General features: G+C 69.4%; 7 protein-coding genes. 5 read left to right on the top strand and 2 right to left on the bottom strand.

The features are described from left to right. Nucleotides 1–41: 41 nt before the first annotated feature. A complete protein-coding gene (locus tag JAV51_RS15950) occupies nucleotides 42–3,986 on the bottom strand; it encodes an amino acid adenylation domain-containing protein (RefSeq protein WP_197321527.1) in 3,945 nt (1,314 codons plus the stop codon). 352 nt (nucleotides 3,987–4,338) lie between these two features. On the opposite strand from JAV51_RS15950, the gene JAV51_RS15945 reads away from it, so the two are divergent. Both JAV51_RS15945 and JAV51_RS15940 read left to right on the top strand, forming a co-directional pair. Beyond that, on the top strand, nucleotides 4,339–5,085 hold the full coding sequence (locus tag JAV51_RS15945) for a 2OG-Fe dioxygenase family protein (protein ID WP_197321526.1): 747 nt from the start codon (nucleotides 4,339–4,341) through the stop codon (nucleotides 5,083–5,085). Then, complete coding sequence (locus JAV51_RS15940; protein WP_197321525.1) at nucleotides 5,082–6,065, top strand: aldo/keto reductase; 984 nt, start codon at nucleotides 5,082–5,084, stop codon at nucleotides 6,063–6,065. Before JAV51_RS15945 ends, JAV51_RS15940 begins: the two co-directional genes overlap by 4 nt. 54 nt (nucleotides 6,066–6,119) lie before the next feature. Here JAV51_RS15940 and JAV51_RS15935 read toward each other — a convergent pair whose 3' ends face one another. Then, complete coding sequence (locus JAV51_RS15935; RefSeq protein WP_255534972.1) at nucleotides 6,120–7,916, bottom strand: BTAD domain-containing putative transcriptional regulator; 1,797 nt, start codon at nucleotides 7,914–7,916, stop codon at nucleotides 6,120–6,122. Between the two features lie 655 nt (nucleotides 7,917–8,571). Between JAV51_RS15935 and JAV51_RS15930 the strand changes: the two genes are divergently transcribed. The 3 genes from JAV51_RS15930 to JAV51_RS15920 all read left to right on the top strand — a co-directional run bounded on the left by JAV51_RS15930 (nucleotide 8,572) and on the right by JAV51_RS15920 (nucleotide 11,791). After that, nucleotides 8,572–9,603: a methyltransferase gene (locus JAV51_RS15930; protein WP_197321523.1), complete on the top strand. Its 1,032-nt coding sequence runs from the start codon at nucleotides 8,572–8,574 to the stop codon at nucleotides 9,601–9,603. Nucleotides 9,604–9,635: 32 nt separating this feature from the next. Beyond that, complete coding sequence (locus JAV51_RS15925; RefSeq protein ID WP_197321522.1) at nucleotides 9,636–10,871, top strand: cytochrome P450; 1,236 nt, start codon at nucleotides 9,636–9,638, stop codon at nucleotides 10,869–10,871. A 116-nt stretch (nucleotides 10,872–10,987) separates the two neighbouring features. Next, the gene (locus JAV51_RS15920; protein WP_197321521.1) at nucleotides 10,988–11,791 is read left to right on the top strand and encodes a PIG-L family deacetylase; all 804 of its coding nucleotides are present in this window, start codon (nucleotides 10,988–10,990) and stop codon (nucleotides 11,789–11,791) included. Nucleotides 11,792–11,814: the final 23 nt, after the last annotated feature.

Here is an 11,814-nt window from a genome sequence, read left to right as displayed (position 1 = left end):
CCCCCTTCTTTCGTCGTCCTTTCGTCGTCCTTTTGTCGTCGTCACGTCGTGAGGCGACGGATCTCCTCGGCCAGCCCGGGTTCCCGCAGCATCGAGTAGTGGTCGCCCGGCACCGTCCGCTCGTCGAGCTCGCTCGCCACGCGGGTGCGCCAGGCGGGCACCAACGACGGCGACTCCGCCGCGCGTAGCACCGTCACCGGATGGGGAAGGTCCCGGGCGACGGCTGGTGCACGCAGGTAGTCGGTCACCGCGCGGACGTTCGCCCGGTAGACCTCGATCCGCCGCAGCAACGCCGTGGTTCCCGTGCCCTCGGGCAGCAGGTTCGCCGAGCGCAGCATCGCGGCGAGGTCGTCCGGCGGCAGGGAGGCGACCTCGGTGGCGGAGACGGGCACCGGGACGTGAGCGATGGCCGCCAGTTCCTCGACGAAGCCGTAGGTCAGTTCCTCGTCGGTGAAGTCCGTCGGCCGGGCCTCGGGCAGGTGCGGGTCCACGAGCAGAAGCCGGGTCACGTCGTGGCCCTCCTCCGCCAGCAGTCTCGCCATCTCGAATGCGACGATCCCGCCGACGCACCAGCCGCCGAGCAGGTACGGGCCGTCCGGCTGCCGCGCCGTGAGCGCGTCCACGTAGTGGCGGGCGAGGTCGGCGATCGACGTGAGCGGTGGGGTGTCCTCCTCGATGCCGGTGGCCTGGAACGCCGTCACGGCCAGTGTGCCGTCGAGGCGTCGGGCGAGGTCGGTGTAGCAGAACACGCTCCCCGAGGCCGGGTGCACCAGATTCAGCGGACCCGCCTCACCGACGTTCAGCGGCACCATCGAGCTCGTGTCCGAGGCGGCTCCGAGGGAGTCGAGCCGGGCCGCGAGGTCCGCGACCACCGGCGCGCCGAACAATTCGCGCAGTCGTACCTCCAGGCCGAGCGTTTCGCGCAGGTCGTGGACGAGCTGTGCCGCCTGCAACGACGTGCCGCCCAGGAGGAAGTAGTCGTCGGTGGCGCTGACGCGGTCCAGCCCGAGTACCTGCGCCATCGCCGCGGCCACCGTGCGTTCCGTCGGGGTGCGAGGTGCGACGAACGGCCGCTCGACGGCCGTGACCGCTCCGGGGTCGGGCAACGCGTTGACGTCGAGCTTTCCGTTGGGGGTCAACGGCATCCGGGCGAGCGTGACGAACCGCGTGGGCACCATCTGCCTCGGCAGGGACGCCGAGGCGGCGGCGTGCAGGTCGCCGTCCGTGGGCACCCGACCCTCGCGGCCGACGACGTAGGCGACGAGCCGGTCGTCGCGCACCGTCACGTAGGCATCGGCCACGTCCGGATGCTCCTCCAGGACGGCCTGGATCTCGCCCGGCTCCATGCGTACCCCGTTCAGCTTGAGCTGCCGGTCCGCGCGGCCGAGGTAGTAGAGGGTGCCGTCGCCGTACATGCGCACGAGGTCGCCGGTGCGGTAGAGGCGTCCTCCCGGTTCGCCGAAGGGGTCCGGCACGTAGCGTTCCGCGGTCAGGCGGGGCCGGTGGACGTAACCCGATCCCGGCGACACGCCGACCCCGCCCAAATACAGCTCGCCCACCGCGCCCAGCGGGACGGGACGCAGGTCGGGGTCGAGCACGTGACACCGCACGCCGGTGACCGGACGGCCGATGGGAATCGTCGCGGGAAGGTCGTCGTCGGGAGACAGCTCCCACATCACGGCGATGACCGTGGCCTCGGTGGGTCCGTAGCAGTTGATCACCGGGACCGGTGCGTACCGCTGGGTGCGGCGCACGAGTTCCGTGCTCAGGGCCTCGCCCGCGGCGAAGACGACGCGGAGTTCGGGCAGCGGGGGAGGATCGGTGGCGAGGTAGGTGCTCAGCACCGACGGGACCATCGACACGACGGTCACCCGCTGGCTGCCGGCCAGGTCGGTGAGCGCGCGGACGTCGGCGGTGGCCTCGTGCGGTGCGATCACCACGGTGGCACCGGTCGCGAGCGGCCAGTACAGCTGCACCACCGACAGGTCGAAGGCGAGCGACGCGCTGTGCAGGACCCGGTCGCCGGGACCAAGCGGGACGAGGCGCTGGTGGTGACGGGCGATGTTGACCACCCCGGCGTGGGGCACCATCGCGCCCTTCGGGCGCCCGGTCGAGCCCGACGTGTACATGACGTACGCGCAGTCGCCGGGGTCGAGGTCCGCGGACGGGACGGCGGGACGGTCGGCGCGGTCGAACCAGCCGGGTTCCAGCACGAGCGTGGGCACCGGGAGGTCGACGTCCGGGTCGGCGGTGACCACCAGCACGGGCTCGACGTCGGTGAGCATGAACTCCGACCGCGCGGTCGGCAGGCTCGGGTCGAGCGGGACGTAGTGGGCGGCGCGGTCGAACAGTGCCAGCGCGGTGACGACGAAGTCGGTCGAGCGCTCCAGCCGCACCGCCACCGCGTCGCCCGGGCGCACCCCACGGTCGTGCAGGATCGCGGACAGTCGTTGCACCCGCTCACCGAGTTCGGTGTAGGTGATGGTCTGGTCGCCGTCCACGATCGCCACCACGTCCGGGGTCCTGGCGATCTGTGCGCGGATGGTGCCGATGACGGTGTCGGCCGGTTCGGTGGGTGTATCGGCACTGCCGGTGCGGACGAGTTCGACCGCCTCACCCTCCACCAGCAGCGGAAGTCGTGAGATCGGTAGGTCGGGGTCCGCGCACCCCGCGGCGGTGAGCCGGTCCAGGCGTCGCAGGAGGTGGGTGACGGACCGCTCGTCGAGCCTGCCCGTCGCGTACACCGCCGCCAGGTCGAGCCCTCGGGGTTCCTCGGTGGCGACCAGGTCGAGCTTCTCGCGGCTCGCTCCACTGTGGAGATCGATCACCTCGGTCTCCAGGCCGGGCAGCGACAGCAACGAGGAGTCGGTGGCGTTCTGGTATCCCAGTCGTACCTGGCCCACGTCGGTGTCGGCGTCGTGACCGGCGCCGAGCTCGCGCAGCAGCGCCTCGTACGGCAGTGCGGCGTGTTGGAACGCCCGGAGTGTCTTGGTACGCACCTGACGGAGCAGTTCGCGGAACGTCGGGTCGTGGCCGCAGTCGGTGCGCAGGACGAGCTGGTTGACGAACAGGCCGATCAGGTCCTCGAGTTCCGCGCGGTCGCGGTTGGCCGAGGCGAACGAGGTGTGGACCGACGGCACGCCGGTGAGCCGGTGGAGCACCGCGTGCAGGGCGGTGGTCAGCACCATGAACGGGGAGACGCGCTCCGCTTTGGCGAGTGCCGACATCGAGGCGACCGTGTCCGCGGGCACGAGGTGTCGTGCCACGGCGGCACCCCGGTCGGAGGGGTCAGGGGGACGTGCCGACGGAACCTCCAGTGGCGGTAGTCCGTCACCCAGTTCCCTGCGCCAGTACGCCACGTCGGCGGCGAGGGCGGCGGAGTCGAACTGCGCGCGCTGCCAGGCCGCGTAGTCCGCGTACTCGATGGGCAGCTCGGGCAGGTCCGGGCCGCCACCCACCGTCCGGCGGTGGTAGAACTCCGACAGGTCCCGGAAGAAGACACTGATCGACCAGCCGTCCCACACGATGTGGTGGACGGCCAGAAACAGCAGGTGGTCGTCGTCGTCGAGTCGGTAGAGCCGGGTCCGCAGCATCGATCGGGTCGGGTCCAGCGGTTGCCGCGCCTCCTGTTCCGCGCGCCTCAGCGCCTCGGGGTAGCGCTCGGCGCCGGGCAGCGACGACAGGTCTGTCGTGGACAGCACGGAGGTCGCCGTGGGACGGACAAGCTGCACCGGCGTGCCCTCCGGAGCCACCACAGTGGTCCGCAGCGCCGGATGCCGGGCGACCACGTCGGTGAGTGCCCCGGCGAGGGCCGACCGCACCAGGTGCCCGCGCAGCCGTAGCGCCATCGGCATGGTGTAGGTCGGCTCTCCTGGGGCGAGCTGGTCGGCGAGCCAGACGCCTTCCTGTGCGAAGGACAACGGTGCGGGGCCGCCGGCCACCCGGCGGCGGGGGATGGTCGGCTTGATCAGCTGGCCTGAGGTCATGGCTCTCCCGCGTGCGCGTACAAGTGGACTCGGATGCACCATGGTGGTCCGGCGTCCCGCCGGTCTCCGGGCGGCGTGTTGCCGGTCTCGTCGCCTGCGTCCTGCAGGTCGGCCACCGTGCGGCGACGCGGGCCGCGAGCGGCTACGGGCTTCCTACGGACCGACGTGCCGCGGCCCTCACCCGGACGCGCGACGGGGACGGCTCGCCCGTAGCCGATCCATCTCTGTGCCGTCAGTGTCGCGCCCTACCAGTGGGATCGCCGTGGCCGTCCTGTCGGACAGTTGTCCACCTGCCGTCCGTGGCCGCCGCGAGCATGGGAGCGAGGCTCCAACCAGCGCCGAAAGGACCGCCATGTCTGGCATCACCACACTGAGTACGGAGGCGCGCGCCGTTGTCGACGGTCTGTCGAACACCGGCGAGCACCTGGTCGCGTCCGCTGACCTGTCCGCGATCGTCGGGGCCAGCGCCGAGGACTGGGCCCGGTTCGCGAAGAACTGGGAGGATCTCAAGCTCGACACGTTCATGGCCGACGGCGGCACCTACCGCTATCGCCGGTACGGGCAGTTCGAGCTGGACCCGTTCACCGACGAGCTCACGCTGCTGCCGCACGAGCCGTACCGGCAGGAAAAGTTCTTCAACAAGCTGAACGGTGGCGTGGACCGGGTCTACGAGCCGCTCACCGACGAGTTCGTCAACGACCCGCTGCTCCGCAAGCTCGTCATCGAACTCGGCCACATCTTCACCACGGTCGACGACACCCGCCGGTGGCTCGTGAAGTTGCACCCGGTGCGCATCATCGCGGGCGAGAACATCGGACAGCCCGCCCCGGAGGGTCGCCACCGGGACGGTGTCACGTTCGTCGGTTCGCTTCTCCTCGACCGGCTGAACATCACCGGCGGTGAGAGCACCACGTACGACGAGCAGCAGAACCTGCTCCGCACGGTCACGCTCTCCGAGCGCGGTGACCTGCTGCTGGGCGACGACCAGCGCACCTACCACCAGGTGACGCCGATCGAGGCGGTCGACAAGACCAAGCCGGCACACCGCGACGTGCTCGTGGTGAACTACTGCTCGCTCCCGGGCCGGTTGCCGTCATGATCACGCGTGCCCTGGGTGGTCACGGCCTGTCCGTCTCCGCGATCGGCCTGGGTTGCATGGGCATGTCGCAGGACTACGGACCGGCCGACGACGCGGAGTCCGTGGAGGTGGTGCGCCGGGCGATCGACGTCGGTGTCAACTTGATCGACACGTCGATGAGCTACGGGGCCGGGCACAACGAGGAACTCGTCGGCCGGGCCATCGCGGGTCGGCGGGACAAGGTGGTGCTGGCGACGAAGTTCGGGATCTACCGCGAGAACCGTGGTGATCCTCCGAGCCTCAACGCCCGGCCGGAGCGGATTCGCGAGTTCTGCGAGGCATCGCTTTCCCGTCTCGGCACCGACCACATCGACCTCTACTACCTGCACCGGGTCGATCCCCAGGTGCCGGTGGAGGACAGCGTCGGTGCGATGGCGGAACTAGTCGAGGAAGGCAAGGTGCGGTATCTCGGGTTGTCCGAGTGCAGCACCGACGACCTCGAACGGGCGGCACGGACGGCACCGATCAGCGCCGTGCAGTACGAGTGGTCGCTCTTCTGGCGGGAGCTGGAGGACGACGTGGTGCCGTTGGCGCGCAAGTTCGGCATCGGCATCGTCGGTTTCAGCCCGCTGGGTCGGGGGTTCCTCACCGGCAAGTTGAGCGTGGACGCGCTCAGCGAGGACGACGATCGGTTGCCCGATCAGCGCTTCCACGGTGAGCACCTGGCCACCAACACCGCGCGGCTGGCCCAGCTCACGAAGCTGGCCGAGGCGCGGGGTATCACTCCCGGCCAGTTGGCTCTCGCGTGGTTGCTGGCTCAGGGCGAGGACGTCGTGGCCATCCCCGGTACCCGCAGCCGCGAGCGGTTGGTGGAGAACGCCTCGGCCGCCGAGGTGGTCCTCTCCTCCGACGACTTGCGGGAGATCGAGGAGACGGTGCCGCGGTCGGCCTGGTCCGGGGAACGGTTCTCCTACGCCGTACCTCGCACCACGCGCTCCTGAGCGCCGGAACACCGAAGGAGGGGTCGTCGCCGACGGCCCCTCCTTCTCGTCGTGTCAGGACACGTTGCGTCCGCGCCAGGGGCGTCCCGGCCAGGTACCGGTCGCCGCCGTGCCCCGCAGTTCCTCGGCCAGGCTCGCCAGCGGCAACTGGGTGTCGGTGATGGCGCGGGTGGCCACGGCGGCGAGTGCGGCGGGCAGGCCCTCGCACCGCGCGACGATCTCCCGCGCCACCTCGGGTTCGGCCATCATCCTGGCCGGTCCGAGCCTGCGGTGGAGCAGAGTGAGTGCGTCGGCCTCGGTCAACGCCTCGACGGTCAACGGCCGAGCGCCTTCCGCGGTGACCAGCCCGGCCAGTGGATCGCGGCTCGTCACGACGACCACGCACCCCGGGGAGCCGGGCAGCAGCGACCGTACCTGGTCGGCGTTCTTCGCGTTGTCGAGAAGAACCAGCATCTCCCTGCCCGTAAGCAGGCTGCGGTACAGCGCGGCACGGTTGGCGAGGCTCTCGGGCACCTGGTTCGGTGGAACCCCGAGCGAGAGCAGGAAGTTGCGCAGCACGTCGGCCGGGTCGGCACACCCGAGTTCGGCGTAGAGCTGGCCGTCCGAGAAGTGGCGGGCGATCCGATGTGCCCAGTGCACCGCCAGGCTGGTCTTGCCCACTCCCGGTCTGCCGAGCAACGCCGCGACCACCATCGTGGGTTGTCGTCGGCCGTCGTCGAGCACGGCGTCGAGGTGCGCCAACTCCCGTGCCCTGCCCGTGAATCCGTACACGTCGGCGGGAAGCTGCGTCGGAACCGGTTGCTTCGCCACCGTCGTGGTGCTCTGCGGCGGAACGACGGTCAGCTGCGCGGGCGTCGGCTCGCCGAGCAGGATTGCCTGGTGGGTCTCGCGAACGAGCACTCCGGGATCGACACCGAGTTCCGCGGACAGTGCTCGGCGAAGGTTCTCGAACACCTCCAGCGCCACCGCTCGTTGCCCGGCACCCGCGAGCGCCGTCATGAGCCGGGCGTGGCCGGGCTCGTGCAGTGGATTCGCCTCGGTGAATCGGTACAGCGGGGTCAAGACCTCCTCATGCCGGCCCAGGGCGCTCGCCGTGTCGGCGTACTCCAGCAGCGCGGTCTCCAGCTCTCTTCGGAGGTTGGCCAGGGCGGGCTGTTCGTGCAGACCGGGCAGGTCCCACAACGGTTCGCCGCGCCACAGGTCCATCGCCTGCTTGTAGGCGCTGACCGCCGAATCGAGTCGGCCTGCTTTGCGGTCGCGCCGCGCGTCGGCGACCAGACCACGGCAGGCGAGGAGGTCCAACTGGTTGTCGTCGACGCGGAGCGCGTACCCGCCGTTGATGGCGACGAGCACCGGCGCCGTCCGGCCCTTGGGCTGGATACGACGCCGTAGCCGGGACATCTGGGAGCGCACCAGGTCGACCGCCGTGGGTGGGGGTTGTCCGCCCCACGCGGCGTCCACGAGAGTGTCGATCGTCGCCGGTACACCGGGGGAGAGCGCCAGGATGGCGAGCATCGTCCGCTGACGTTCCGAGCCGAGGTTCACGGGGGTTCCGTCGACCGTGATGGACAGGGGCCCGAGCACCTGCAGGCGCAGGTCGTGGGCCAGTACCGGGCCCTGGGATCCCAGGCGCACCAACTCCTTCGCTTCGCTCGGGGAGAGTTCCAGGGCTGCTGCGATCCGCCGCAGCGTGCTCACCCGGGGCCGGGTGACTCGCTGCTGTTCGAGGTCACGCAAACCGGCCAGGCTGATGTTGGCTCGTTCTGCCATCTCCTTCTGCGTGAGCCCTGCGTTGCGTCGCAACTGTTGGACCACATGGGCCAAGTCCCAATGTGCCCCGTTACCTAGCATCGAGCCCCCTGTAGACGACGGTCACTCTGCTTAGAACAGTCGGCACAGACCACACTCCAGCACGCGCCCCCGGTAATCGACCAAATCAAATCCGAGAATTTGATGACTGATTACTCTGGAGTATGTCAATGCCCCCAAATGGCGGAATCAGTCCGTGGGCGCACCCGGTGTGGGTGGCCTCCTTGGGCACTGTACGTGGTTTTCAGTGGCGCTCGCAAGGAGAGTTGATCACCGTGTTCTCGACCGGGTAATCTTCGGCCACCTGGGCGGTCTTGGGTGCGCGAAGGTCGATGAAATCCGCGTGAATTCGCCGAGTTGCGCCACTTTCGCGTACATGTGTTCACTTTTTTTCTCAATGTCCGATCAGGACTGTTTGTGATCCGGTCATGCCCCGTATCGACGTGAGTCGACCATTCACCGTGCATTTCTCCTACCGGCTCGGAGCACTCTCCGTGATCACGTCACGTTCTCCGTAGTCGGCCCGAACTGCCGGTGACAGACACGGGCGTGACCTGCGACGTCGTGGCGCAGAAGGTGGCGCTCGCATGTCCGCGAGCCGCCAACTTGCGTGGCTAGCCTGACCTCCGGCCGCAGGGCCTGCGGTCGGGTCGACCCGACACCGACCATCGGACGCGAGGACACGCAAGGAGATCCCATGACCGCCGACGCCACAGCGGCGCCCACGCCGGACGAGCACGCCCGGCTGCTCGACATGGCCATCGGTGGTGCCACCGCTCAAGCCGTCTACGTCGCCGCGAAGCTCGGCATCGCCGACGTGCTCGCGGAAGGCCCCGCGACGGCCGAGGAGATCGCGAACCGGGTCGGCTCGCATCCCGACGCCACCTACCGTCTACTGAGGGCACTGACCACGCGCTCGATCTTCGCCGAGGAACCGGGTCGTCGGTTCCGGCTCACTCCGATGGCGCAGGCGTTGCGCTCCGACGCCCCCGACTCCGTGCGCCCCATCGTTCTCGTCGCCGGACACCCCATCACCTGGCGACACTGGGGCGAGCTGGCCTACTCGGTCGACACGGGCAAGTCCGCGTTCGAGAAGCTGCACGGGATGCCGGTGTTCGACTACCTGGCGAAGGACCCCGACTACGCGGACCTGTTCAACGAGTCCATGACGTTCAGCTCCGCCATCGAGATCCCCGCGATCCTCGACTCCTACGACTTCTCCCGGTTCGGCACGATCGTCGAGGTCGGTGGTGGTCAGGGGCGGCTGCTCGCCGCGATCCTGCAGCGGACGCCGTCAGCGCACGGCGTGTTGTTCGACCTCGAATCCGTTGTGGAGGCGGCTCCGACGGTCATGGCCGATGCCGGTGTCGAGGACCGCGCGACCGTACGCGGCGGCTCCTTCTTCGACTCCGTTCCCACCGGGGGCGACGCGTACATCCTGAAGCACATCATCCACGACTGGCCGGAGGACAAGGCGCTCGCCATCCTCGGCAACGTGCGCTCGGCCATCAAGCCCGAAGCGACGTTGCTGGTGATGGACATGGTTCTGCCGGAGGACGCCTCCCCGCACTTCGGCAAGCTGCTCGACCTCGACGTGCTGGTCGCGTTCGGGGGCCGGCATCGCACCCGGGCCGAGTACGCGGACCTGCTTGCCCGCGCCGGTTTCCGGCTCACCGACGTCACCCCGACCGCCGGATCGCCGTCGATCATCGAAGCCGTTCCCGTGTGAGGCGCCGAAGACTCGTCGAGGAGGGAGGACCCATGCCGGAGACCGGAACGGCCGAGATCGAGCTGGACGACAAGTTCATCCAGCACCCGTACGACCTCTACCGCATGCTCCGGGCGGAGGAGGAGCCGGTCCGGAAAGTGGTGATGCCACTGGGGCTGCGCGCCTGGTTGGTGACCCGATACGCCGACGCGCGAGTGGCACTCGCCCATCCGGACCTGCGCAAGGACGCGAAATCGACCCTGGACCTCTACGAGCGTCACATGAGCGCTCTCGGCGACGACCGCCCGGTGTTCGCGGCGGACACCGCCGAGCACATGCTCAACAGCGATCCGCCTCAGCACACCCGGTTGCGCACGCTGGTGGCCAAGGCGTTCACCGTGCGGGCGATCGAGCGGATGCGTCCCCGGGTGGAGGAGATCACCGACGAACTGCTCGACCGCATGGCGGAGCAGCGCACGGTGAACCTGCTCGACGCACTGGCGTTCCCGCTCCCGATCACCGTGATCTGCGAGATGCTCGGCGTGCCGGAGCACGACCGGGAGGACTTCCGCCGATGGTTCGGCACGTTGCTGGCGATGGGCGACGGCGACGCCGACGCGGTCTCTCAGGCCTCGGCTTCCCTGGCCGAGTACCTGACGTCGTTGGTGGCGAACAAGCGTCGACACCCGGGCGACGACCTGCTCACCCAACTGATCCAGGCGAGCGACACCGACCATGGGAAGCTCACCGAGTCGGAACTGATCGCCATGGCGTTCCTGCTGATGATCGCGGGACACGACTCGACCATGAGCCTCATCGGCAACGGCGTGCTGTGTCTGTTGCAGCACCCCGACGAGTTCGCCGCGCTGCGTGAGGACCCGTCGCGGGTGCCTGCGGCCGTCGAGGAGTTCCTGCGGTACGAGAGCCCCGTGACCCAGGCGACCTTCCGCTACACCGGTGCCCCCGTGCGCATCGGGGACGTGGAGATTCCCGAGGGCGAATTCGTGGTGGTGGCGCTGGGCTCGGCCAACCGTGACGGTGACCGGTTCCCCGACCCCGACCGCTTCGACCCCGATCGCGAGTCCGGAGGCCACCTCGCGTTCGGGCATGGAATCCACTACTGCCTGGGTGCGCCCCTCGCGCGGATGGAGGCACAGATCGCGATCGGCCGCCTGGTGCGACGCTTCCCGAACCTGTCGCTGGCGGTCGACCCGGAAGAGCTGCGCTGGCGGGACAGCACGCTGATCCGCGGTCTGGAGGAACTCCCCGTGTCCGTGTTCGGGGACTGACGCCACGCCGGTTGGGCTGTTCGGGTACGGCTCGTGCTCGTTCCGTCCAGTGCTTCTCCGCACTCGCCGAAGAGTCACCACGTCAGGGTCGTCGACATCGGTGAGAGGTGAGGGGCGTGCCGCACGTCGTGTATTACGTGGCCGGACATCCCGACGACGTGTTGCTGTTCAAGGGCGAGCTGCTGCACGGCGATCTGCACTGGCCCGACGTGAAGGTGGTCGGCGTCGTCGTCACCGCCGGGGACGCGGGTCGGCTTGACGACTGGTGGTGGGCTCGCGAACACGGGCTCGTCGACGCCTTCCGCGTGTCCACGGGGGAGCAGTTCGAGGCGGACCCGGTGACGGTGAACGGGCGTGAGGTGATGCGGTACCGCGCCGGCCGGTGGGGGTGCTACTTCCTGCGGCTGCCCGACGGCAACGTCGACGGCTCCGGGTTCCCCGCGACCGGGCATCGGAGTCTCGCGCGGTTGCGGGACGGCGAGATCGACGGGCTCGACAGTCTGCCGACCAGGGCACTGCCGTCGCAGCACTACGCGTCGTGGGCCGACGTCGTGTCGACCCTGCGTGCCGTCCTGGCGTTGGAACGGGGCGGGGCCACCAACGCGCACCCCTGGGTCAACGCCTCCGACCACGATCGCGGCCTGAACCCCGGTGACCATCCCGACCACTACGCCACCGCCGACGCGTTGACCGAGTTCGTCGCCGCCGACGGCTACTCCCGTGCCTGGTGGGTCTCCTACGACTCGGAGAACCGGCCGCCGAACCTCTCGGGAACGGCGCTGGCGGCCAAGCGACGGCTGTACCGCGACGGCTACGTCGCCCTCGTCGACCGGATCATGGGGTCGCCGCCGCCCGGGGCCGATGCGGAGTGGGACCGCTGGGGCGCGCGGGACTACTGGCGCGAGGAGGCGGCCGAGTGACGTCGTGGAGGATTTCCGTCGTG

This window comes from Saccharomonospora sp. NB11 (assembly GCF_015910535.1).
In the GTDB taxonomy this organism is placed as follows: domain Bacteria; phylum Actinomycetota; class Actinomycetes; order Mycobacteriales; family Pseudonocardiaceae; genus Saccharomonospora.
This window is presented reverse-complemented; position numbering and strand designations above follow the sequence as displayed.